18 protein-coding genes and 1 pseudogene are annotated in these 22,047 nt (G+C 72.6%); 9 read left to right on the top strand and 10 right to left on the bottom strand.

The window, feature by feature from the left end; all coding sequences use genetic code 11:
• Positions 1-59: 59 nt before the first annotated feature.
• The gene (locus tag LB823_RS03350) at positions 60-854 is read right to left on the bottom strand and encodes a crotonase/enoyl-CoA hydratase family protein (protein WP_224645352.1); all 795 of its coding nucleotides are present in this window, start codon (positions 852-854) and stop codon (positions 60-62) included.
• Positions 855-971: 117 nt separating this feature from the next.
• Between LB823_RS03350 and LB823_RS03345 the strand changes: the two genes are divergently transcribed.
• From LB823_RS03345 to LB823_RS03335, 3 genes are read left to right on the top strand one after another with little or no spacing between them, the layout of a single operon-like run.
• The gene (locus tag LB823_RS03345) at positions 972-2,075 is read left to right on the top strand and encodes a nitronate monooxygenase family protein (RefSeq protein ID WP_224645351.1); all 1,104 of its coding nucleotides are present in this window, start codon (positions 972-974) and stop codon (positions 2,073-2,075) included.
• A 4-nt stretch (positions 2,076-2,079) separates the two neighbouring features.
• On the top strand, positions 2,080-2,577 hold the full coding sequence (locus tag LB823_RS03340; protein ID WP_224645350.1) for a pyridoxamine 5'-phosphate oxidase family protein: 498 nt from the start codon (positions 2,080-2,082) through the stop codon (positions 2,575-2,577).
• Positions 2,578-2,586: 9 nt separating this feature from the next.
• Positions 2,587-3,273 (top strand): hypothetical protein, encoded by a 687-nt coding sequence (locus LB823_RS03335; RefSeq protein ID WP_224645349.1) that lies wholly within the window; start codon positions 2,587-2,589, stop codon positions 3,271-3,273.
• A 3-nt stretch (positions 3,274-3,276) separates the two neighbouring features.
• On the opposite strand, the gene LB823_RS03330 is transcribed toward LB823_RS03335, so the two are convergent.
• Positions 3,277-4,296, bottom strand: a complete 1,020-nt coding sequence (locus LB823_RS03330) for an LLM class F420-dependent oxidoreductase (RefSeq protein ID WP_224645348.1) — start codon at positions 4,294-4,296, stop codon at positions 3,277-3,279.
• Positions 4,297-4,341: 45 nt separating this feature from the next.
• Here LB823_RS03330 and LB823_RS03325 point away from each other — a divergent pair, with 45 nt between their 5' ends.
• Together LB823_RS03325 and LB823_RS03320 are read left to right on the top strand one after the other, a co-directional pair.
• Positions 4,342-5,922 (top strand): succinic semialdehyde dehydrogenase, encoded by a 1,581-nt coding sequence (locus tag LB823_RS03325; RefSeq protein ID WP_224645347.1) that lies wholly within the window; start codon positions 4,342-4,344, stop codon positions 5,920-5,922.
• A 52-nt stretch (positions 5,923-5,974) separates the two neighbouring features.
• Positions 5,975-9,202 (top strand): BTAD domain-containing putative transcriptional regulator, encoded by a 3,228-nt coding sequence (locus LB823_RS03320; RefSeq protein WP_224645346.1) that lies wholly within the window; start codon positions 5,975-5,977, stop codon positions 9,200-9,202.
• Positions 9,203-9,242: 40 nt separating this feature from the next.
• Here the strand turns inward: LB823_RS03320 and LB823_RS03315 are convergent, their stop codons facing one another.
• Positions 9,243-10,064 carry an ABC transporter permease gene (locus LB823_RS03315; RefSeq protein ID WP_224645345.1) on the bottom strand — a complete coding sequence of 274 codons (822 nt, stop codon included), beginning with the start codon at positions 10,062-10,064 and terminating at the stop codon, positions 9,243-9,245.
• Positions 10,061-11,083 carry an ATP-binding cassette domain-containing protein gene (locus LB823_RS03310; protein ID WP_374201267.1) on the bottom strand — a complete coding sequence of 341 codons (1,023 nt, stop codon included), beginning with the start codon at positions 11,081-11,083 and terminating at the stop codon, positions 10,061-10,063. Before LB823_RS03310 ends, LB823_RS03315 begins: the two co-directional genes overlap by 4 nt.
• 102 nt (positions 11,084-11,185) lie before the next feature.
• On the opposite strand from LB823_RS03310, the gene LB823_RS03305 reads away from it, so the two are divergent.
• Positions 11,186-12,703 carry an ATP-dependent DNA ligase gene (locus LB823_RS03305; protein WP_224645343.1) on the top strand — a complete coding sequence of 506 codons (1,518 nt, stop codon included), beginning with the start codon at positions 11,186-11,188 and terminating at the stop codon, positions 12,701-12,703.
• Here LB823_RS03305 and LB823_RS03300 read toward each other — a convergent pair.
• From LB823_RS03300 to LB823_RS03285, 4 genes and pseudogenes are all read right to left on the bottom strand, one after another.
• Positions 12,689-14,238 (bottom strand): annotated as a pseudogene (locus LB823_RS03300) (AMP-binding protein). The gene LB823_RS03305 and the pseudogene LB823_RS03300 sit on opposite strands and share 15 nt — an antisense overlap.
• Before the next feature lies 1 nt (position 14,239).
• Complete coding sequence (locus tag LB823_RS03295) at positions 14,240-15,883, bottom strand: GMC family oxidoreductase (protein ID WP_224645342.1); 1,644 nt, start codon at positions 15,881-15,883, stop codon at positions 14,240-14,242.
• Complete coding sequence (locus LB823_RS03290) at positions 15,880-16,962, bottom strand: acyl-CoA dehydrogenase family protein (protein WP_224645341.1); 1,083 nt, start codon at positions 16,960-16,962, stop codon at positions 15,880-15,882. The genes LB823_RS03295 and LB823_RS03290 overlap by 4 nt, the downstream gene beginning before the upstream one ends.
• A gap of 17 nt (positions 16,963-16,979) precedes the next feature.
• Entirely contained in the window at positions 16,980-18,161 is a 1,182-nt protein-coding gene (locus LB823_RS03285) for an acyl-CoA dehydrogenase family protein (protein WP_224645340.1), read from the bottom strand.
• Between the two features lie 121 nt (positions 18,162-18,282).
• Here LB823_RS03285 and LB823_RS03280 point away from each other — a divergent pair, with 121 nt between their 5' ends.
• Genes LB823_RS03280 through LB823_RS03270 form a run of 3 tightly spaced genes read left to right on the top strand, consistent with a single transcriptional unit; the run spans position 18,283 to position 20,639 of the window.
• Positions 18,283-19,173, top strand: a complete 891-nt coding sequence (locus LB823_RS03280; RefSeq protein ID WP_224645339.1) for a 3-oxoacyl-ACP reductase — start codon at positions 18,283-18,285, stop codon at positions 19,171-19,173.
• Between the two features lie 2 nt (positions 19,174-19,175).
• Entirely contained in the window at positions 19,176-19,949 is a 774-nt protein-coding gene (locus tag LB823_RS03275) for a glucose 1-dehydrogenase (protein ID WP_224645338.1), read from the top strand.
• Positions 19,950-20,639 (top strand): nuclear transport factor 2 family protein, encoded by a 690-nt coding sequence (locus tag LB823_RS03270; RefSeq protein WP_224645337.1) that lies wholly within the window; start codon positions 19,950-19,952, stop codon positions 20,637-20,639.
• A gap of 49 nt (positions 20,640-20,688) precedes the next feature.
• Here the strand turns inward: LB823_RS03270 and LB823_RS03265 are convergent, their stop codons facing one another.
• Both LB823_RS03265 and LB823_RS03260 read right to left on the bottom strand, forming a co-directional pair.
• A complete protein-coding gene (locus LB823_RS03265; protein ID WP_224645336.1) occupies positions 20,689-21,441 on the bottom strand; it encodes an IclR family transcriptional regulator in 753 nt (250 codons plus the stop codon).
• Between the two features lie 35 nt (positions 21,442-21,476).
• The gene (locus LB823_RS03260; RefSeq protein ID WP_224645335.1) at positions 21,477-22,046 is read right to left on the bottom strand and encodes a TetR/AcrR family transcriptional regulator; all 570 of its coding nucleotides are present in this window, start codon (positions 22,044-22,046) and stop codon (positions 21,477-21,479) included.
• Position 22,047: the final 1 nt, after the last annotated feature.

Genomic DNA, 22,047 nt, shown 5'->3' with positions numbered 1-22,047 from the left:
CGTTTCTGTTCGGAGAAACCGCAGGTCGGGGCGAACAGAAACGGTGTTCAATTGCAGGGTCAGCGGCCTTCGAAGACCGGGGCGCGCTTCTCGGCGAAGGCGCGCGGGCCCTCCTTGGCGTCGCGGGAGAGGAAGACGGGCAGGCCCTCCTTCGCGTCGACCTTGAAGGCCTCCTCCTCGTGCATGCCCTCGGTGGCGCGCATGGTGCGCAGCATCGCCTGCACGGCGAGGGGGCCGTTGGCGTTGATGAGCTCTGCGAGCTCGAGGGCCTTGGCCAGTGCGTCCCCGTCGGGCACGACGTGGCCGATCAGCCCGTACTCCTTGGCCTCCGCAGCGGTGATGTGCCTGCCGGTGAGCAGCAGGTCCGCCGCGACCGTGTACGGGATCTGGCGCGGCAGCCGGACGGCGGAGCCGCCCATCGGGTAGAGGCTCCACTTCGCCTCGGAGACGCCGAACTTCGCGCTCTCGCCCGCGACGCGGATGTCGGTGCCCTGCAGGATCTCCGTACCGCCGGCGATGGCGGCGCCCTCGACCGCGGCGATGAGCGGCTTGCCCGGGCGGCGGCCCTTGATAAGGCCGGGGATCCGGGCCGGATCGAAGGCGCTGCCCTCCTTCATCGCCTCGCCGGGGTTCGACTTCGCCATGTTCTTCAGGTCCGCGCCGGCGCAGAAGGCGCCGCCCGCACCGGTGAGCACGGCGCTGCGGATCTCGGGGTCGGCGTCGATGCGGTCCCAGGCGTCGCTGAGGATCTGCAGCATCTCGCCGGTGAGCGCGTTCTTGCGCTCGGGCCGGTTCATGGTGATGAGCAGCGTGTGGCCGCGCTGCTCGACGAGGGCGTGCGGGGCGTCTGTCATGACTGAGGCTCCTGGGTCGAGGACCCTCGCCGAGACGAGGATCGGCAATTGCGGGAATCCGCCTCCCCGGACAGTAACAGGTTCTAGTTTGGAGGAAAGAAGTCTTCAGGAGGATTCATGCGCACACCCCTGTGCGAGGACCTGGGCATCCAGTACCCGGTCATCGCCTTCACCCCGTCGGAGCACGTGGCCGCGGCGGTCTCCCGGGCCGGCGGCCTCGGCGTCCTCGGCTGCGTCCGGTTCAACGATCCCGCGGAGCTCGACGCCGTCCTCGACTGGATGGACGCCAATACCGACGGGCGGCCCTACGGCGTGGACATCGTCATGCCCAACAAGGTGCCCACCGAGGGCAGCGCGGGCGACCTCACCGAGCTCATCCCCGCGGAGCACCGCGCCTTCGTCGAGCGAACGCTGCGCGAGCTCGGGGTGCCCGAGCTGCCCGACGGTGCCGCCGGCGCGGGCGTGCTCGGCTGGCTGCACTCGGTGGCCCGCTCGCACGTCGACGTCGCACTCAAGCATCGGATCGCGTTGATCGCCAACGCCCTCGGCTCGCCGCCGAAGGACGTCATCGACGCCGCGCACGAGCACGGCGTCAAGGTCGCCGCGCTCGCCGGCCGCGCCAAGCACGCCCGCGCCCACGTCGACAACGGCGTCGACATCGTCATCGCGCAGGGCTACGAGGCGGGCGGTCACACCGGCGAGATCGGCTCCATGGTGCTGCTCCCCGAGATCGTCGACGAGGTGGGCGACGACGCGACCGTCGTCGCCGCGGGCGGCATCGGCTCCGGCCGGCAGATCGCCGCGGCCCTGACCCTCGGCGCCGAGGGCGTGTGGATGGGCTCGTACTGGCTCACCACCACCGAGTACCTCGAGACGCACACGAAATCGCAGACCATGCAGGACGCCCTGGTCGCCGCGACGAGCGCCGACACCGTGCGCACGCGGATCTTCTCCGGCAAGCCTGCCCGCCTGCTCAAGACCCGGTGGACGGAGGCTTGGGAGCAGCCCGGTGCACCGTCGGCCCTGCCCATGCCCCTGCAGAACCTGCTGGTGGGGGAGGCGCACAGCCGGATCCACGCCTCGGGCGATCCCTCGGTCGTCGCGATGCCGGTCGGCCAGATCGTGGGCCGGATGAACGCGGTGCGGCCCGTCGCCGAGATCATGGCCGAGCTGGTCGGCGAGTTCGAGGATGCCGTCGACCGCCTGAACCTGGCACGCTGACCCCATGGGAACGAATCAGCGCGGCACGATCCAGATGACCGAGGCGGAGATCGGCGACTTCCTCGAGCGCAGCCGCACCGCCACCATCGCCACCCTGGGTGCCGGCGGGGTGCCGCACCTCGTCGCCATGTGGTACGCCGTGATCGACGGCGACCTGTGGATCGAGACGAAGGCCAAGTCGCAGAAGGTCGTGAACCTGCGCCGCAACCCGCTCATGAGCGCGTCGGTCGAGGCCGGGCAGTCCTACGACCAGTTGCGCGGTGTCACCATCGAGGGCACCGCCGAGATCGTCGAGGACGAGGCCACGGTGCGCGCGGTCTGCGAGCAGGTCTACGAGCGCTACTTCGGTCCGTACTCCGAGGAGCTCAAACCCGCGATCGACGAGATGATGAAGAAGCGCGTCGCCGTGCGCCTGCGCGGCGGCCGCGTGCGCTCCTGGGACCACCGCAAGCTCGGCATGCCCGAGCTGCCGGTCGGCGGAAGCACCGCGGCGTACCTGTAGGGGCGGACGATGCCCGGATCGCATGCGCAGTCGGAGGATTCCGAAGGGTTCGTCGAGATCAGCCCCTGCGTCGGGGGCCTCGTCCGGACCTGGTCGGACGACGGTGCCACCCGCCTCTGGTCGGTGCCCGACGACGCCTGGCTCCGCGAGGTCCAGGCGACGGGCCGTGTCGGCCGTGTCTCGCGGAAGGAGGGCCGGTACCGCGAGGCGGCGCGGCTGTCCGAGGCCGACGGTGCGCTCCTCGTGCGGCCCCGCGTCCCGCTCCGGGCGGACGACGGGAGCCTCACGATGGAGGCGCAGTCCATCGCCCTCGCCCCGGAGAAGCGGCCCTCCCGCTCGACCTTCGAGGACTTCCGCGAGGTGCTGACCCGGGCGGTCGAGCACTGCGCCGCCACCGACGAGTACCTCGTGGTCGAACGCGGCGCGCGCGACGCGAAGCGCGAGCCCTTCTGCCTCTTCGCGGTGCTCCCGGCGGGCGCCGAGCCCGGCGTCTTCGTCACCGTCGTCGAGACGGCGCCGCCGCCGCGGGACTCCGATCTCTGGGCGCCCTACATCGACGACTGGGACCGGACCGCCACGATCAGCGCACCGTCGAGTCCAGAGACCGTGGCGACCGCCCCGACCGTGATGATCGAGGCGATCAGCCGGTGGGACGCGGATCCGTGGGATCTCGCCTTCACCTTCGGCCGGCGCTGACGCTCAGCCCCGGGCGGCCTCGGCCAGCGCCCGCAGCGTGGGCTCGTCCCGGACTCCGCTGAACAGCACCGTCGTCACCGGGGAATCCCGCCAGAGTGCCAGGCGCTCGGCGATCCGGTCGATCGGCCCGAGCAGGGCGATGGAATCGGCGAGCTCGTCGGGGACGGCGGCGATGGCGCCCACGCGGTCGCCCGCGAGGAACTTCTCCTGCACCGCGACCGCGGCGTCGGCGAAACCGAGCCGCCCGATGAGGTCGAGGTGGAAGTTGGTCGACTTGTGGCCCATGCCTCCGATGTAGAACGCGAGCGGGACCTTCGCCTGGGTGAGCGCGGCATCGAGGTCGTCGGAGACGATCACCGAGACGGTCGCGGCGATCTCGAAGTCCGCGGATCGGCCGGCCAGGGACTCGCCGAAGACCGACTCGACCTGCTGCGGATCGGCGAACAGCGGCAGCCAGCCGTCGGCGATCTCGGTCGACAGCGCGACGTTCTTCGGTCCCTCCGCGCCGAGGAAGATCGGGATCCGCGGCCGCACCGGCAGGGCGATGGACTTGAGTGGCTTGCCCAGTCCGGTGCCGCCCGGCAGCGGCAGCGGGTAGTGCGGGCCCGCGCTGGTCACGGGCTCCTCGCGGGCGATCACCTGGCGCACGATGTCGACGTACTCGCGGGTGCGGGCGAGCGGCTTGGGGAACGGGCTCCCGTACCACCCCTCGGCGACCTGCGGGCCCGAGGCGCCGAGGCCGAGCACCATGCGGCCGCCGGACAGGCCGTCGATCGTCAGGGCGTGCATGGCGGTCGCGGTGGGCGTGCGCGCGGGGATCTGCGCGACGGCGGTGCCGAGCTTGATCCGCTTCGTGCGGGCCCCGTACCAGGCGAGCGTCGAGAAGGCGTCGGAGCCGTAGGCCTCGGCGGTGAAGACGTAGTCGTAGCCGAGCTCGTCGGCGGCGACCACGGCCGCGGTGTGGTCCTCCGGCCCACGGGTCCAGTAGCCGAGGTTGATGCCCAGATTGAGATCGTTGACCATTCCTCGAATCTAGAACAAGTTCTAGGGTTTGGGTTACAGTTCGGTATGGCTTCGCCCACGCAGATCGACAGCACCCTGCCCGCGCGCATCACCGACGAGCTGATCGAGCGCCTCACAGCGCTGGTGGTGGCCGACGGCAGTCGCGAACCGTTCACCATGAGCGAGGTGTTCACGGGCGCGGCCATCGGTGCGCTCCCGCAGTCCACCCCGAGCGACGTGGTCGCGGCCTTCGCCACCGCCCGGGAGGCGCAGCGGCAGTGGGCGCAGCGCTCCCTCGAGGAGCGCCTCGCCGTGTTCCGGCGGCTGCACGAGCTGATCCTCGAGAACAACGAGCTGCTCGTCGACCTCATCCAGAGCGGCACCGGCAAGAACCGGCGGATGGCCTTCGAGGAGTCCTGCGACGTCCCGATGGTGATCAGCCACTACCTCAAGTCCGCGCCCAAGCTGCTCCGCTCCCGCCGCCGCGGCGGACCCGTCCCCGTGGTGAGCAACTCCGTGGAGCTGCACCGGCCCAAGGGCGTCATCGGCGTGATCGCTCCGTGGAACTTCCCGTTCGCGATGGCCCTCTCGGACGCGATCCCCGCCCTCATCGCCGGCAACGGCGTCGTCCTCAAGCCGGACAACAAGACCGCGCTGGCCGCCCTCTACGGCGTCGAGCTGCTGCGGCGCGCCGGCGCGCCGGAGGGACTGTTCCAGGTGGTCTGCGGGCAGGGGCCGGACGTGGGCCCCGCGCTCATCGACGAGTCGGACTTCGTCATGTTCACCGGCTCGTCCGCCACGGGCGTCACCGTCGGCGAGCGGGCCGGGCGCAACCTCATCGGCTGCAGCCTCGAGCTCGGCGGCAAGAACCCGATGATCGTGCTCGACGACGTCGACCTCGACGAGGCCATCCCGTCGGCGATCTTCGCGGTCTTCGCCAACGCCGGCCAGGCGTGCATGCACATCGAGCGGATGTACGTGCACGAGAAGATCTACGACGAGTTCTCCCGTCGGTTCGTCGCCGCCGCGGGTGCCCTCAAGCTGGGCGCCACCTACGACTACGAGCCGGACATGGGCTCGCTCGCCTCGCCCGACCAGCTGCGCCGCGTCTCCGCACACGTCGAGGACGCGCGGGCCAAGGGCGCCACTGTGCTGTGCGGCGGGCGGGAACGCACCGACGTCGGCCCCGCCTTCTACGCGCCGACGATCCTCACCGGCGTCACCCCGGACATGCACCTCGCCTCCGCCGAGACCTTCGGCCCCGTCGTCGCCCTGTTCCGGTACTCGAGCGATGACGAGGCGATCCGCCTCGCCAACGACACCCGCTACGGCCTCAACGCCAGCGTGTGGGGCAAGGACCTGCGCCGCGCGGCGCGGATCGGCGCGCAGCTCGAGGCGGGCAACGTCAACGTCAACGACGGCTTCGCGGCCTCCTTCGCGAGCAAGGGCACCCCGTCGGGCGGCTGGAAGGCGTCGGGCGTCGGCGTGCGCCACGGCGACGCGGGCCTGCTCAAGTACACCGACACCACCAACCTCGCGACGCTCAAGCAGCAGGTGTACAACCCGCGCCCGGGGCAGAGCTACGAGCAGTACGCCCAGCAGACGAAGCAGGTCCTGCGCTGGATGCGCAAGCTGCGCATCCGCTGAGCGGGCCACCGCGACCGCGGACCGGCGGACCGTCCGCGACTACGCTGGCCGGGTGCACGACGGCAGCGCCCCCGACGACGCGGCGATGATCGGCGTCCTCGGACCGGTCGTCGCCGGCGGTCGGCCCGTGCCCGGCGTGCGGGCCCGGCGGCTCCTCGTCGCCCTGGTGCTCGCCGACGGTCGCCCGGTCAGTGCCGACCGTCTCGTCGACGAGGTGTGGGGCGACGCCCCGCCCAAGTCGCCGAACGCCGCGTTGCACACGCAGATCTCGCGCGTCCGTGCGCTCATCCGGCCCGCCGTCCTCGAGGCCGTGGCCGGCGGCTACCGCCTCGACGCGGACTCCGATCTCGCCCGGGCCGAGGCCGCCCTCCGCGATCGGGGCGACGAGGCGCGGGCCCTGCGCCTGTGGCGCGGAACCCCGGCCGGCGACCTCGACGACGGTGGGCCCGCGGACGAGCTCGCGCGGCGCGCGGCCGGCGTCTTCGACCGCCTCGAAGCGCGGCGGGCCGCCGGCGCGCTGGCCGCCGGCGACCTCGACGCGGCGCACGCGATCGCCGAGCGGCGCATCGCCGCCGATCCGCTCGACGAGCCCGCCCGGGTGGTGCTCATGCGGGCGCTCGCCGGATCGGGGCGGACCGCCGAGGCCCTCGCCGCCTACGCGGACCTGCGGCGGACGTCGATCACCGAGCTGGGGACCGAGCCCGGCGACGAGGCGACGCGCCTGCACCGCGAGTTGCTGGCGGGTACGGCGCCGACGTCGTCGAAGCCCGCACGCGCCGCGGCCGTGGGACTTCCGGCCGAGGTGACGCCGCTCATCGGGCGCGCTGCGGAGGTCGCCGAACTGGTGCGCCTGGTCGACGAGGCGCGGGTCGTGACCGTGCTCGGACCGGGCGGGGTGGGGAAGACCCGCATCGCCGAGGCGGTCGGCGCCGCCGTCGCGGACGCCGGCACTCCGGTCTACTACGTGCCCCTCGCCGCGGTCCGCTCCGCGGCGGGCGTGCTGCCCGCGATCTCCCGTGGCCTCGGCCTGGCGGAGTCGGACCTCGGCGCGGACGGTATGCCGCGCAGGGTGATCCGAGATCTGGGCGCCCGTGTTCTGGAGGCGCTGGGGCGGCGCCGCTGCCTCGTCGTCCTGGACAACTGCGAGCAGGTCGTGGACGCCTGCGCCGACGTGGTGGCCGACCTCGTGGCCGGGGCGCCCGGCGTCACGGTGCTCGCGACGAGCCGCTCGCCCCTGCAGATCCGGGCGGAGCGGGTGCACCCGTTGCCCGTCCTGGCGACCCACGGTGCGGGGTCCGCCGCGGTCGAGCTGTTCGCGCAGCGCGCCCGCGCCGTGCGTCCCGACGTGGCGCTGCCGGAGCACGCCGTCGCCGAGCTGTGCCGCCGACTGGACGGCCTCCCGCTGGCGATCGAACTCGCCGCGGCGCGCGTGCGCACCCTGAGCGTGGAGGAGATCACCGACCGGCTGGAACAGCGGTTCGCGCTGCTGCGCTCCGCCGACCGGTCCGCACCCGACCGCCACCGCACGCTGCACGCGGTGATCGAATGGAGCTGGGACCTACTGGAACCCGACGCGCAGCTCGCCCTGCGCCGGCTCTGCCGCTTCCCCGCGGGTTTCGACACCGGGGCCGCGGCCGCGACCACGGGGCTGGATCCGGTCGCGCTCGACGACGCGCTGATCTCGCTGGCGAACCAGTCCCTCGTGCACGTCGCCGAGAGCGGGGGCCGCACCCGCTACCGGATGCTCGAGACGGTCCGCGAGTTCGGCGAGGAGCGGCTCACGGAGGCGCCGCCGTCCGCCGCCGGGACGCCCGAGAGCCGTCTCGTGGACCTCGCCATGTCGTCCTGGGCCGCCGATCTCGCCTCCGCGATGTGGCGCGAATACCGTTCCGTCGGTGGTCATGCGGTGATCGGGCGCCTCGCGGAGGACCTCGAGAACCTGGCGTTCGTGCTCCGCGGGGCCGTAGACGCGCTCGTCGCCGGCGATCGCGACGCGGCGTGGACGGTGATCCGGGTCTTCCCGCTGCTCGCGGGCCTGTGGTCGATGCGGAGCCTGCACGCGCAGGTGCAGGAGATCGGCATCCGGATCGTCCAGGCCCTCCCCGACCCGCGGGAGGAACTGGCCGCGGGGCTCGCCGACGAGGACCGCGAGCTGTGGCAGGCCACGGTACTCGCGGCGTGCGCCGCCCCGGGGGCGGATCCGACGTCGCGGCACGTCGCGCGGGGCCGCACCATGATCCGCCGGCTGCACCGGCCGGAGCGAACGCTGCTCGAGCCGGCCGATTACTTCAGCGCCTTCTTCCTCCAGCGTTCGGTCTACGGCCTCCTCCGGCTCGTGCTGGCCGGGGTGAGCTCGCCCGCGGACGACGTCCGCCTGCACGCGCTGGCGGCGCGGATGAACCTGCGGGAGAACTGCGGTGATCTGGTGGGCGCCCTGGAGGACTCCGCCGCGATCGGCGCGATCGGCGAACCGGGCGACGCGTGGACGGAGGCGATGCTCGCCATGAGCACGGCGAGCATCTTCGGCCAGCAGGCCCGCTGGGAGGAGGCGGAGCGGCGCTACCGCACGGCAACCGAGAAGCTGGCCTCGATCGGGGCCGACGAGGACGCGAAGCAGGCGATGGCGTACCTGGTCGCGAGCCTGTGCTCGCTCGGCCGGATCGACGAGGCGGAGGCGCTGCAACGCACCCTCCAGGGGGCGTGGCTGCCCACGGACCCCGATCCCGACGGCGGGCCCGAGATCGTGGCCGCCATGATGATCGGGGCGGCCGAGCTGGCACGGCTGCGGGGCGCCCCCGACGCGGCCCTGTACCGGCGGGCGGGCGAGCTGCTGGTGCGGCGGATCCCCAACGGCAGCAGGGACCCCGGCGGCGAGATGCTGGTCGCCATCGCGCTGCTCGGGGTCGTGGCGAGCGTGGCGCCGGAGACCGGAGGAGAGCTCGTATCGGCGCTGATCGCCGGCGACGAGGCCATGTTCGGGATCACCGGCTACTGGGACCTGCCCCAGGCGGCGACGATGGCGCTCGCCGTCGGTGCCCACCTGGTGGCGACGGATCCGGCGTCCGAGGAGGCCGCGATCATGGCGGGGCTCGCACGCAGGCTCGGTGCGCGCCAGGACTATCCGGTCATGCACGAGACGATGCAGCGGCTCGCCGACCCGCCGCAGGGCGCCCCGGAGGCGGCGTGGCGCGCTCAGGGCGCACGCATCGCGGGACTGTCCCGGTCGCGGGCGGTCCGGCTCCTGCGCGACACCACCGCCGCGCTCCGCCGGAGGGCGTAGCGCGGCGGTCGGGTGCCGGCGGCTGCTGCGGGCGGTGCCGTCAGCGGGCGTTGCGGATGTAGGCCCGCACGGCGAGCGGCGCAAAGATCGCGATGATCACCAGCGCGCCGACGAGGCTCCACACGACGTGGATGCCCGCGTGGCCGGTGTTGCACAGCTCGCGGATCGCGGAGACCAGGTGGCTGATCGGGTTCACGTTCACGAAGGCCTGCAGCCAGCCCGGCATGGTCTCGACCGGGACGAAGGCGTTGGACAGGAAGGTGAGCGGGAACATGATCATCATCGAGACGCCCTGTACGGCGGTGGCCTTCTGCATGAGGCAGCCCATGAGCGCGAAGATCCACGACACGGCGAAGCTGCAGAACAGGATCAGCGTGGTGGAGGCCAGGACGCCCACCGGATCCGGGCGCCACCCCATCGCGATGCCCACGATGAAGGTGATGACCGTGGCGATGAGGTAGCGCACGACGTCCGCGAGCAGTGCGCCGGCGAGGGGACTGATCCGGGCGATCGGCAGCGACCGGAACCGGTCGAAGACGCCCTTGTTCATGTCCTCGCGGAGCTGGGTGCCCGTGACGATCGACGCGACGATCACGGTCTGCACGAGGATGCCGGGGATGATGACCGGCAGGTAGCTGTGCACGTCGCCGCTGATCGCACCGCCGAAGATGTACGTGAACATCAGCGTGAAGACGACGGGCTGCAGCACGACGTCGAAGAGCTGCTCCGGGTTGTGCCGGATCTTGAGCACGCCGCGCCAGCCCATCGTGAAGGACTGCCGGACGGTCTCGGCGAGGCCGATGTGGTTCGGAGCCGCGCGGTCCGGCGTGCGGCCGGGGGCGCGGGTGAGGGTGGTGGTCATGACGCCTCCTGGGCGGAATCGGTGGCGGCCGCGTCATCGGGGCGGCCGGTGAGGGTGAGGAAGACCTCGTCGAGGCTGGGCTTGGAGACCGTGATCTCCTCGATGGCGACGCCCTGCTCGCGCAGCGCGATGAGCAGGTCGGGCACCAGGTCGGGGCGGTGCAGCGGGGCGGTCACGCGGGCCGCCTCGGGGCTGAACGCCGCCGTCTCGGTGAGGATCTTCTCGACGGTGCGCGCGACGACCGGCGCGTCGGCGCGGTCGGCCGGGGTGAGCTGCAGCGTCGACGAACCGACCGAGGCCTTGAGCTCGTCGGCCGTGCCGTCGGCGATGACGAGGCCGTGGTCGATCACCGCGATGCGGTCGGCCAGCTGGTCGGCCTCGTCGAGGTACTGCGTGGTGAGCAGCACCGTCGAGCCCTGGGCGACGAGCTCGCGGATGGTGTCCCACATCTGCGAGCGGGTGCGCGGGTCGAGGCCGGTGGTCGGCTCGTCGAGGAACAGCAGCGGCGGGGTGTCGATGAGGCTGGCGGCCAGATCGAGCCGCCGCCGCATGCCGCCGGAGAACTCCTTGAGCGGGCGGTTCGCCGCGTCCTCCAGGCCGAAGGCGCCGAGCAGCTCCTCGGCGCGCGACCGGGACTCGGCGCGGCTCTTGCCGAGCAGACGGCCGAAGAGCACGAGGTTCTGCCGCGCCGTGAGGTCCTCGTCGACGGAGGCGTACTGGCCGGTGACGCCGATGAGCGAGCGCACCGTGGTGGACTCGGCGACGACGTCGTGCCCGAAGACGCGGGCGCTGCCCGCATCCGGCTTGAGCAGCGTCGAGAGCATGCTGATGGTGGTCGTCTTGCCGGCGCCGTTGGGGCCGAGGACGCCGTAGACGGTGCCGGTGGGCACCTGCAGGTCGACGCCGTTGACCGCGCGGGTCGCACCGAAGTGCTTGACCAGGCCGCGGGCGTCGATCGCGAGGTCGGTGGGGGAGGACGGGCTCTGGCCGGTCCTCATCTGTGTGATCGTCATGGTCATCACGATGCATCGCCCCGCTGTCGTGGGACTGTCGTGGCGCTGACGCGGACCGTCGCCCGCGGTCGCGCCGCTTCTGTCAGGGGTCTGCGCCACAATGACGGGGTGCTGTTCGCCGAGGTCGTCGCCGTGTCCACCGAGGTCGCGGGCACGCGCTCGCGTACCGCGAAGATCGCCGCGCTGGCCGCGGTGATCCGCGCCGCCGGGACGGCGGACGTGCGCCCCGTCGTCGCGTGGCTGTCGGGCGAACTGCTGCAGGGCCGCCTGGGCGCGGGATGGCGCACCGTCGCGCGGACCGTCGACGGACTCGCCCCGGCGGCCGACCCGACGCTGACGGTCGAGGAGGTGACCGCCGCCCTCGACGAGCTGGCCGGCACCTCGGGCGCGGGCTCCGTCGCCCGACGGGACGCCGTCCTCACCGGCCTGTTCGGTCGGGCGACGGCGGCGGAGCAGCGGTTCCTCGTCGGACTCATCACGGGCGAGCTGCGCCAGGGTGCCCTCGCGGGCGTCGTGACCGACGCGGTCGCCCGCGCCGCCGACGTCCCGCTCGAGACGGTGCGGCGCGCGGCGATGCTCTCCGGCTCGCTGCCCGACACCGCCGCCGCGGCCCTGCGCGGCGGCGCCGACGAGCTCGCGGGCTTCGGCCTCGAGGTGCTGCGCGGCGTCTCGCCGATGCTCGCCTCGCCGGCGGAGGGCGTGGACGCCGCGCTGGCGGACCTGGGCACCGACGTGAGCGTCGAGTTCAAGCTCGACGGCGCCCGGATCCAGGTGCACCGCCTCGGCGACGAGGTCCGCGTCTACACGCGCACCCTCCGCGACATCACCGACGCGGTGCCCGAGATCGTCGCGCTGGCCCGGGAACTGCCCTGCCGGTCCGTCGTGCTCGACGGGGAGTCGCTCGCGCTCACGGATGCGGGTCGGCCGCGGCCCTTCCAGGAGACGATGAGCCGGTTCGGGTCGACCGAATCCGGGGAGACGGTGCTGCGCCCGTACTTCTTCGACTGTCTGCACCTCGACGGGCGCGACCTGCTGGACGAGCCGCTGTCGGTCCGGCTCGACGCACTGCAGACCGTGGCCGGAGAGCTACGCATCCCCGCGCTGGCCCGGCCCACCCGGGACGAGGCCGTCGCCCACTACGAAGCCGCCCTCGCCGCGGGGCACGAGGGCGTCATGATCAAGGCGCTCGCCTCGCCCTACGCGGCGGGCCGCCGGGGCCGCGCGTGGCAGAAGGTCAAGCAGACGCACACGGTGGACCTGGTGGTGCTGGGCGCCGAGTGGGGCTACGGCCGGCGCACCGGGATGCTCTCGAACCTGCATCTGGGTGCCCGCGACCCGGACGGCGGCGATCCGGTGATGGTGGGCAAGACCTTCAAGGGGCTCACCGACGCACTACTGCGCTGGCAGACCGAGGAGTTCCCGCTGCACGAGCGTGCTCGCGACGAGCACACCGTCTACCTGCGTCCGGAGATCGTCGTCGAGATCGAGCTCGACGGGGTGCAGGTCTCGCGCCGCTACCCCGGCGGCGTGGCGCTGCGCTTCGCCCGCGTGCTGCGCTACCGCCCCGACAAGACCGCCGCCGAGGCGGACACGATCGACGCGGTGCGAGCGCTACTGCCCGGGTAGCGGTGCGGTGGCGTCGATCCCGTCGTCGACGAGGGCGCGGCGGAGCACCTTGAACGACGGCGTCCGCGGCAGCTCCTCCACGACCCGCCAGCGGCGCGGGTACTGCCGCGGTCCGAGGTCCGGCTGTGCACGCAGGAACGCGGCGAACTCCGTCGGATCGAGGTCCGTGCCGGGCGTCAGGACGAGAGCCGCCGCCACCTGGTCGCCGACACGGTCCGGCAACCCGTAGACCGCGGCCTCCGCGACCGCCGGGTGGCGCAGGAGAGCGCGCTCGATGGGGGCGACGCCCAGGTTCTCGCCGCCCACCCGCATCCAGTCGCCGGTGCGGCCGGCGAAGTGGACGTAGCCCGCCTCGTCGACGTACGCGAGATCGCCCGTGCGGTAGACGCCGCCGTCCGAGCGCGCCGCGTCAGCGGCGGGATCGTTGTAGTAGCCGGAGAACCCGCCGGTGCCGGCGGTGTTCACGAGTTCGCCGATCGCCTCGTCGGCGTTGCGGAGCGTGCCGTCCGGGGCGGTCTCGGCGCGCGGGCACTCGATGGAGGTGCCGGGCTTCCACACGGCGACCCGTCGGGCAGCGGGCCGAGCGCGTCGGCCGGGGTGTCCGGGGTGCGGGCGATGGCGACGCCGTTCTCCGACGAGCCGTAGCCGTCCTGGACGTGGCAGCCGAAGCGCCGTGCGAAGGCGGCGACGTCCTCGGCGCGTCCCTCGTTCCCGTACAGGACGCGCAGCGGGTTGTCGGCGTCGTCGGGGCGCTCCTCCGTGGCGAGGATGTAGGAGAGCGGCGTGCCCACGTAGTTCGCGTAGGTGGCGCCGTACCGGCGCACGTCGGCGAGGAAGCCCGACGCCGAGAAGCGCTCGGCCAGAGCGATGGTCGCGCCGGCGGCCACGGCCACCGCCCAGCCCGCGAGGAGCGCGTTGGAATGGAAGAGGGGCATCGCGACGTAGGCGGTGTCGTCGCCGCGCAGTCCGAACCGCTGCGCCAGCATGATTCCCGCGCCGGTGAACTTGCCGTGGGTGGCCTGCACGGCCTTGGGCTCGCCGCTGGTCCCGGAGGTGAAGACGAGGGCGAGCAGGCTGTCGGTGGTCACGCCGGCGGTCGGCAGCGGGGCGCCCGCGTGGGCGTCGAGGAGCGCGGCCCACCGCGGACCGTCGAGATCGATGACCGGGACGCCCGGGTCGAGGCCCTCGAGGAGCGCGGCGTGCCGGCCCTGCGTGAGGACGACGCCGCAGTCGGCGAGCGCGACGTCCCGGGCGAGGGCCTCGCCGCGGCGGGTCGGGTTGAGCCCCACCACGACCGCGCCCGACAGTGCCGCCGCGCCGAGGAGCAGCGAGAACTCGGGGACGTTGTCGGCGAGCACGCCGACGTGCGGTGGCGCGCCGTCCGGAAGGAGCTCCCGCAGGGCGGACGCGCGGACCGCGGACGCCGCGACGTGCTCCGCCCAGCTCCACGTGCGGTCGCCGGCCCGCAGGCCCGCGCCGGGATCGTCGGCGCGGGCACGGAGCAGGTCGGCGACCGTGGGGAGCGGAGCCGTCATCTCAGGCGCCGAGGAACCGCGCGCACATCTCGCCGATCATGTACGACGGGGCGTTCGTGTTGCCGCCCGTGATCGACGGCATGATCGAGGCGTCCGCGACGCGCAGCCCCTCGACGCCGATGACCTTGAGCTCGGGATCGACGACGGCGCGCTCGTCGGTGCCCATCCGGCAGGTGCCCACCGGGTGGTACACCGAGTGCACGCGATTCGGGAGTTCGCGGCGCAGCGCGGCGTCGTCCGCGTACGCGGCGCCCGGGGTGAACTCCTCGCTGACCATCGGTGCGACCGACGGGTGGCTCATCACCTCGCGGATCATGCCGATGCCCTCCATGAGCACCTCGGTGTCCTGCGGGTCGCTGAGGTAGCCGGGGTCGATCGACGGCTGATCCAACGGGTTCGTGGAGTTCAGGCGCAGCTCGCCGCGGCTCTGCGGGTAGATCAGTGTCGGCAGGATCGTCAGACCCGGCCGCGGATCGACCATGTGCAGCTTGTCGGCGTCCTGGTTCGGCGTCGGGTAGTTCCACGGCAGGCAGTGGATCTGCAGATCCGGGATGTCCTTCGCGTACGAGGTGCGCACGAAGGCGGCGGCGTCGAAGACGGTGTTGGCCATGAAACTCTCGCCGGGGCTGCGCCACTCCTTGGCGAGGCCCTTCGCGAAGTACGGGGGCGTGCCCTTGTGCACTGCATCCTTCATCAGGAAGGTCAGCGGGACGAAGAGGTGATCGTGCAGGTTCTGGCCGACGGGGAGGTCGGCGTGCACGTCGATCCCCTTCTCGCGCAAGTGCGCACCCGGTCCGATGCCGGACAGCATGAGGATCTGCGGGGTGCCGATGACACCGCCGGAGACGATGACCTCGCGGTTGGCGCGGATCGTGGTGACGGAGTTGCCGTCGAGCACCTCGACGCCGGTGGCGCGTCCGTTCTCGATCACCACCCGCTTGACGTGCGCCCCCACGTGCACGCGCAGGTTCGGCCGCGCTCCGCGGAGGTAGCCGTGTGACGAGCTGAACCGCGTTCCGCCCGATGCGCTCTGCTGGAAGACGCTGACACCCTCCTGCGACGGTCCGTTGTAGTCCTCGATGACCGGCGTGTCCAGCGTGGACGAGAGGGCCTGCATGTAGGACCGGGTGGCCGCGGTGAGGTGGCGCTGGCGGGTGACCTCGATGGGGCCGCCGGTACCGCGCAGGTCGGTGGCTCCGTCCTCCCAGTTCTCGAGTCGCTTGAACGCGGGCAGCACGCCCTCGTAGTCCCAGCCTGTCGCGCCCTCGGCGGCCCACGAGTCGTAGTTCGCGCGGTTGCCGCGGACGAACAGCATGCCGTTGATCGAGCTCGAGCCGCCGAGGATCTTGCCGCGCGTCATCGGGATCCGCCGGTCGTTGGCGAACTTCTGGGGCACCGAGTACTGCTTCCACGCGACCCGGGACTTGAGCTGCGGCACCGTGTGGACCATCGAGATCATGCCCGGTACCTGAGCGAGCCGGGTGTTGTCGTTGCGACCCGCTTCGAGCAGCGCGACGGTGGCGCCGGTGTCGGCCAGCCGGCCGGCCACGACGGAACCCGCGCTGCCCGAGCCGATCACGACGTAGTCGACGGCATCGTTCGGCGACAGCGGGGTGGTCGCGGTCTTGTACAGCTTGCGGATCATGCGGGGTTCCTTCCGGCGAGGGTCGCGCCGAGGGCGCGGAGATGGGCCGTCGCGCCGCCGAGCGCGAACTCCGCGCGCTTGGCCGCCACGAAGTAGCGATGGGTGGGGTGATCGGTGTCGATGCCGACGCCGCCGTGCACGTGGACGGTGGTGTGCGCCACGCGATGTCCGGCCTCGGCGGCCCAGAACTTGGCGGTGGCGATCTCGGCGGTCGCGTCGAGTCCCTCGGACTCGCGCCAGGCCGCCTCGAGAACGGTGAGGCGGACGGCCTCGACGTCGATGTAGGCGTCGGCGAGGCGCTGCCGGACGGCCTGGAAGCTGCCGATCTGCTTGCCGAACTGCTCGCGGGTGCGGGCGTAGTCGGCGGTCAGTTCGAGTGCCCGCTCGGTGATGCCGGCCTGCAGGGAGCACCAGCCGATGGTCGCGAGGCGGCGGGCCCGGGCGGGGGCGCCGTCGCCGAGGAGACGGGCCCCGCGCGGGAGCGGCACGGCCGCGGCCTCCACGAGCGCGGCGTCGGAGCCGTTCACCACGTGCTGCCGGGTGATGCTGATGCCCTTGGCGTCCCGGGGCAGCAGGAACAGCGCGGGCCCCTCCGGCGTGGTCGCCTCGATCAGCAGGGTGTCGGCGAAGGCCGCCGACGAGACGGCGGTCTGGGCGCCGTTGAGTCGCCACCCGTCGGGGGAGACGCTCGCCGTGAAGCCGGTGTGGTCGTCGCCGAAGACGACGGCGACGGTGTCCTCGCCCCGCAGCACCGGGACGAGCCACGTCTCGATCTGCTCGGGCGTGCCGTACTCCGCGAGGATCTCGGCGCCGACGAGGACGGTGTCCAGATACGGGGCGGGGGCGACGGTGCGGCCGAGCTCGGCGAGTACCGCGGCGTGGGCGGTGACGCCGAGGCCGCCGCCGCCGACCGACGTGGGCAGCGCCGCGTCGAGGACGCCGGACCGGGCCAGCGCGGCCCACAGGTCGCGGGACAGGCCCGAATCGCCGGGCTTGGGGTTCTTCTCAGCCCAGTCCTCGGCGATCCGGCGAGTGAGCGAGGCGAGGTCGGTCTGTGCCTCGGGAACGGTGAAGTCCATGGGTGCCTCTCCTTCGCTCAGCGGCTCACGGGCAGGTGCAGTCCGGCACCCGCGATCAGGTCGCGCTGGATCTCGTTGGTGCCGCCGCCGAACGTGAGGATCAGCGAACTGCGGTGCAGCCGCTCGATCCGCCCGCGCAGCAGCGTGCCCGGCGACTTGGCGCGGATGATCCCCGCGCTGCCCAGCACCTCCATCAGCAGGCGGTAGCCCTCGGTGGCGTACTCGGTGCCGAAGACCTTGGTGGCGGAGGCGTCGGCGGGGCCGAGCTCGCTGTGGTCGGCGGCCCAGGCGATCTTCCAGTTCCGCAGCTTGAGGTACTGGGCGTGGGCGTACACGCGGGCCAGGTGGGTCTGCACCCACTCGGCGTCGATCACGCGCGAGCCGTCGGCCAGCCTGGTGTTCTGCGCCCAGTGCCGCACCTGCCGCTCCGAGTCGAGCAGGGGCGCCGCGGAGGTGAGGGCCACGCGCTCGTGGTTGAGCTGGTTGGTGATGAGCTTCCAGCCGCCGTGCAGGTCGCCGACGACCGAGGTCACCGGGACCCGGACGTCCTGGTAGTAGGTGGCGGAGGTGCCCGGCCCGGCGACGGTGTGCACCTTCGTCCAGGAGAAGCCCTCGGCGTCGGTGGGCACCACGAGGATCGAGACACCGCGATGGCGCTGCGCCTCGGGATCCGTCCGCGCCGCGAGCCAGATGTAGTCCGCGTACTCGATGAGCGAGGTCCACATCTTCTGGCCGTTGATGACGTAGTCGTCGCCATCGCGGACCGCGCGCGTGCGCAGCGCCGCGAGGTCGGTGCCCGCCTCCGGCTCGGAGTAGCCGATGGAGAAGTGGGTCTCGCCGGCGGCGATGCCCGGCAGTAGCTCGGCCTTCTGCTCCGCGGTGCCGCCCGCCATGATGGCGGGGCCCACGGTGTTCACGGTGAGGAAGGGGACGGGTACGCCGGCGACGGCGGCCTCGTCGGTGAAGATGAGCTGATCGAGCATGGGCCGGGCCTGCCCGCCGAACTCCTCGGGCCAGCCGATGGCGAGCCAGCCGTCCTTGCCGAGCGTGCGGGTGATCTCCTTGTACACCTCCCCGTCGCCGTACTCGCCGCCCGGCCCGAGCAGGGCCTCGCGGCGCTCGGGCGTCATCAGCTGGGCGAAGTACGCGCGCAGCTCGGCCCGCAGCTCCTGCTGTTCCGGCGCATAGTCGATCCGCATGGCGCCACTGTAGAACAAGTTCTAGAAAAGCGGAACGAAACCGCGCTCTCGGCAGTATTTTCGTTGAAGGAGGGAGCGCGCGCTCCCCGGTGGAACAGGTTCCTACATCGAAGGGTGGCACATGACGCGGGCAGAGACGGAGAGCCTGGACGGCAAGGTCGCGATCGTGACCGGTGCGGGGGCCGGCCTGGGCCGGGCCGAGGCGCTGGCCCTCGCCCGCGGCGGCGCCGCCGTCGTCGTGGGCGACGTCTCGCCCGCGGCCGAGGAGGTCGTCGCGCAGATCCGGTCCGACGGGGGCCGCGCCGAGCTCGTGCTCGGCGACTCCGGCGACCGGGAGACGGCCGATGCACTGATGGCCGCCGCGGAAGGCCTGGGCGGACTGCACATCGTGGTCAACAACGCCGGCTTCTGCCGGGACAAGATGATCTTCTCGATGACCGACGAGGAGTTCGACTCGGTGGTCCGGGTGCACCTGCGTGGACACTTCCTGCTCTCCCGGAACGCGTCGGCGTACTGGCGCGACGCGGCCAAGGCGTCGGGCGGCGAGGTGTACGGCCGCGTGATCAACACCTCCTCGGAGGCGTTCCTGTTCGGCTCCGTCGGGCAGCCCAACTACGCCGCCGCGAAGGCGGGCATCGCCGCGCTCACCATCGCCACGGCGCGCGGTCTCGGCCGCTACGGCGTCCGCGCCAACGCCATTTGCCCGCGCGCACGGACCGCCATGACGGAGGGCGTCTTCGGCGACGCCCCCGACGGTGCCGTCGACCCGCTGTCCGTCGACCACGTCGCGCGCTTCGTGCGGTTCCTGGCCGGGCCCGAGGCCGCGAAGGTCAACGGGCAGGTCTTCGTGGTGCACGGCGGGATGGTCGCGCTGATGGCGCCGCCGAGCCTGGAGGCCCGCTTCGACGCCGACGGCGGCCAGTGGGACGACGCCGGGCTCGCCGCCGCCGTCGGCGACTACTTCGCGGACCGCGACGACCGCATGTTCGTCGCAGCACAGCTGGAGGGCTGATCATGACGAGCACGACCGGAAGACTCAGCGGAAAGCGGGCGCTCGTCACGGGCGCCGCACGCGGACAGGGCGCCGCCGTCGCGAGACGGTTCGTCGCGGAGGGCGCGCAGGTGCTGCTCGGCGACGTGCTGGACGAGCAGGGCGAGGCTCTCGCCACCGAACTCGGCGACGCGGCCGTCTACCGCCACCTCGACGTGACGAGCGAGGAGGACTGGGCCGCCGCGGTCGCCGAGGTACAGGAGCGTTTCGGCGGGCTCGACGTGCTGGTCAACAACGCCGGCGTGCTCTTCTTCTCGGCCCTGGAGCAGACCGCCCTCGCCGACTACGAGCGCGTGATCCGGATCAACCAGTTCGGCTGCTTCCTCGGCATGCGCGCCGCCGTCGAGCCGATGAAGGCCGCGGGCGGCGGGTCGATCGTCAACACGTCGTCGGTCGAGGGGCTGGGCGGCATGCCGTACTTGACCGCGTACACCGCCAGCAAGTTCGCGATCCGCGGCATGACCAAGTCGGCTGCGATGGAGCTGGGGCAGTACGGCATCCGCGTCAACTCGGTGCACCCCGGCATGATCGACACCGCGATGGTCGCCGATGCCCTGGGCGGCAACGAGCCGCCCACCGACTGGCTCAAGCAGCGCCTGCCCATCGGGCGGCAGGGCAGCGCCGACGAGATCGCCGCGCTGGTGCTCTTCGTCGCCTCCGACGAGGCGAGCTACAGCACCGGCGCCGAGTTCGTCGCCGACGGCGGTGCCACCGCGACGCACGCGCTGAAGCTGTAGATGCCGGGCACGGAAGCGATCCGGCGGGTGGTGGAGGCGTCCCCCGCCGCGGTCGCCGCGCACGACAAGGACGCCTGGACCGCGCTGTTCGCGCCCGGAGGCGCCGTCCACGATCCGGTGGGCCCGCCGCCGCAGACGAATCCGGCCGCGATCGCGCGGTTCTACGACATGTTCATCGCGCCCAACCGGATCGTCTTCGATGTCGAGCACGACCTGATCGTCCCGGGCGAGGGCACCGGCCTCATGATCCGCGACCTCACGGTGCACACGACGATGAGCACGGGCGTCACACTGCACATCCCGATGCACCTGCGGTACACCGTGACCGACGGGCCCGAGGGCGCCGCGATCACCGGGCTGTACGCGCACTGGGAGCTGCGGGGCATGATCGCCGCGCTGCTGCTCTCCGGCCCGCGTGGGCTCGCCGCGGGCGCGCTCCTCGGTCCCCGGCTGTTCCGCACCCTCGGGACGCGCGCCGCCCTCGGCTTCCTCGGCGGGATCCGTGGCGTCGGCGGCAGGGGCCGCCGCCGGGCAGCCGACCTACTTCACGTGCGAGGGCTGCAGGTGGGCAAGGTCCTCGCCTCGGGCTCGACGGTCACCGCCACCGTCTACGACGGTGACCGTCGCGGCCTCGCCGTCGTCGACCTCACCGGCACCGAACCGGCACTCACCCTCCACCTCCCCGATTGAACGATGTTTTGGAGAACGCGACCTGCGGAAATGCTCTCCAAAACATCGTTCAATTGGGGGCGGTGACGCGGGAGAGGGTGAGGGCGGCGGCGCGGACGGCGGGGCCGACGCGCTCCGGGCGCATGCGGTTGCTCCAGCCCGCCACGGAGATCGCGGCGACGGGGGCACCGTCGGCGTCGAGGATGGGGCAGGCCACGCAGACGGTGCCGTTGCCGGACTCCTCCCGCTCGTAGGCCACGCCCTCGTCGCGGACCCGCTGCAGCTGGCGGCGCAGGATCGCGGGGGAGGTGATGGTCCGGGTGCTCAGCCGCGGCAGGCCCGTGGCGATCACGCCGTCGACGACGGCATCGTCGGCGAACGCGAGGATCGCTTTGCCCACACCGGTGGCGTGCGCGGGCATGCGGCCGCCCACACGCGACGGCAGGTCCGGCGCGTCCGGTCCGGGCAGGACCTCGAAGTAGACGACCTCCGTGCCCTCGAGGCGCGCGAGGTGGACGGTGTTGCGGGTCGCGGAGCGCAGATCCGCGAGCACCGGTCGCGCCGCGTCGACGAGATCGCGGTGGCCGGTGGCGAGCTGGCCGATCTCGAACAGGCGCACGCCCAACCGCAGGTCGGTCCCGGACCGCTCGAGCAGGCCCGCGGCGACGAGGTGCCCGGTGAGGCGGTGCACCGTCGACTTGGGCAGGTCCGTGCGCCGCGCCAGCTCGGACACCCCGAGCCCGCCATCGCCGGGGCGGTACGCCGAGAGCAGCGCGGAGATGCGGTCGACGGTGGCGCCGTCGTTCCGCTCAGCGGGACACATGGCCACAGTGTGCCAGCCCGGGCCCCGTCGGACGGCTATCCGCGGACGATCGGCCCGACGAACCGGACGAGGAGTTCGTGCTCGTAGGCGGCGCTCGCCCCGGGATGCGCCAGGAGGCCGACGATGACCCGGACGACCCAGTCGAAGACCTGCGGATCGGCGAGCTGGGGGAGGTCGGTGGAGACGCGGGAGCGCGACGCCGCCGCGGCGAGCGCTCCGGCGTTCTCGGCGAGGACGGGGCCCACGGCGAAGTCCTCCGAGGAGAACCAGGCGAGCAGCTCCGGCCGGTCCCGCACGTAGGCGACCGCGGCCTCGATCACGGCGACGAGGCGCTCCGGGGCGGATCCGGACGGCGGCGCGGTCGACGCGAGGTGGTCGAGGGCCCGGGACATCTCGCGCAGCACGTACGCGGACCGCAGCAGCTCGCGGTTGGCGAAGTACCGGTAGAGCGTGGCGCGGGAGCAGCCCGCGGCCCGGGCGATGTCGTCCATGCCCACCGCGGCGACGCCGTGCTCGGCGAAGAGTGCGGCCGCGGCGTCGAGGATGCGCTCCGCCGCGCCGGACCGGGCGGCCGCGGCCCAGCTGCTCGGCGTGGCGGAGGTCATG

The organism is Tsukamurella sp. M9C, from assembly GCF_020169415.1.
Classification (GTDB): domain Bacteria; phylum Actinomycetota; class Actinomycetes; order Mycobacteriales; family Mycobacteriaceae; genus Tsukamurella.
The sequence above is the reverse complement of the archived record's forward strand: the minus strand, read 5'-3'. Positions and strand labels throughout refer to the sequence as shown.

Bases quoted from the DNA above. Each gene is read 5' to 3' on its own strand.
- LB823_RS03270 (WP_224645337.1), top strand. From the start codon at position 19,950: ATGCCGGGCACGGAAGCGATCCGGCGGGTGGTGGAGGCGTCCCCCGCC.
- LB823_RS03335 (WP_224645349.1), top strand. From the start codon at position 2,587: ATGCCCGGATCGCATGCGCAGTCGGAGGATTCCGAAGGGTTCGTCGAG.
- LB823_RS03260 (WP_224645335.1), bottom strand. From the start codon at position 22,046: ATGACCTCCGCCACGCCGAGCAGCTGGGCCGCGGCCGCCCGGTCCGGC.
- LB823_RS03345 (WP_224645351.1), top strand. From the start codon at position 972: ATGCGCACACCCCTGTGCGAGGACCTGGGCATCCAGTACCCGGTCATC.
- LB823_RS03310 (WP_374201267.1), bottom strand. From the start codon at position 11,083: ATGACCATGACGATCACACAGATGAGGACCGGCCAGAGCCCGTCCTCC.
- LB823_RS03285 (WP_224645340.1), bottom strand. From the start codon at position 18,161: ATGCGGATCGACTATGCGCCGGAACAGCAGGAGCTGCGGGCCGAGCTG.
- LB823_RS03325 (WP_224645347.1), top strand. From the start codon at position 4,342: ATGGCTTCGCCCACGCAGATCGACAGCACCCTGCCCGCGCGCATCACC.
- LB823_RS03330 (WP_224645348.1), bottom strand. From the start codon at position 4,296: ATGGTCAACGATCTCAATCTGGGCATCAACCTCGGCTACTGGACCCGT.
- LB823_RS03265 (WP_224645336.1), bottom strand. From the start codon at position 21,441: ATGTGTCCCGCTGAGCGGAACGACGGCGCCACCGTCGACCGCATCTCC.
- LB823_RS03350 (WP_224645352.1), bottom strand. From the start codon at position 854: ATGACAGACGCCCCGCACGCCCTCGTCGAGCAGCGCGGCCACACGCTG.
- LB823_RS03280 (WP_224645339.1), top strand. From the start codon at position 18,283: ATGACGCGGGCAGAGACGGAGAGCCTGGACGGCAAGGTCGCGATCGTG.
- LB823_RS03290 (WP_224645341.1), bottom strand. From the start codon at position 16,962: ATGGACTTCACCGTTCCCGAGGCACAGACCGACCTCGCCTCGCTCACT.
- LB823_RS03275 (WP_224645338.1), top strand. From the start codon at position 19,176: ATGACGAGCACGACCGGAAGACTCAGCGGAAAGCGGGCGCTCGTCACG.
- LB823_RS03340 (WP_224645350.1), top strand. From the start codon at position 2,080: ATGGGAACGAATCAGCGCGGCACGATCCAGATGACCGAGGCGGAGATC.
- LB823_RS03315 (WP_224645345.1), bottom strand. From the start codon at position 10,064: ATGACCACCACCCTCACCCGCGCCCCCGGCCGCACGCCGGACCGCGCG.
- LB823_RS03295 (WP_224645342.1), bottom strand. From the start codon at position 15,883: ATGATCCGCAAGCTGTACAAGACCGCGACCACCCCGCTGTCGCCGAAC.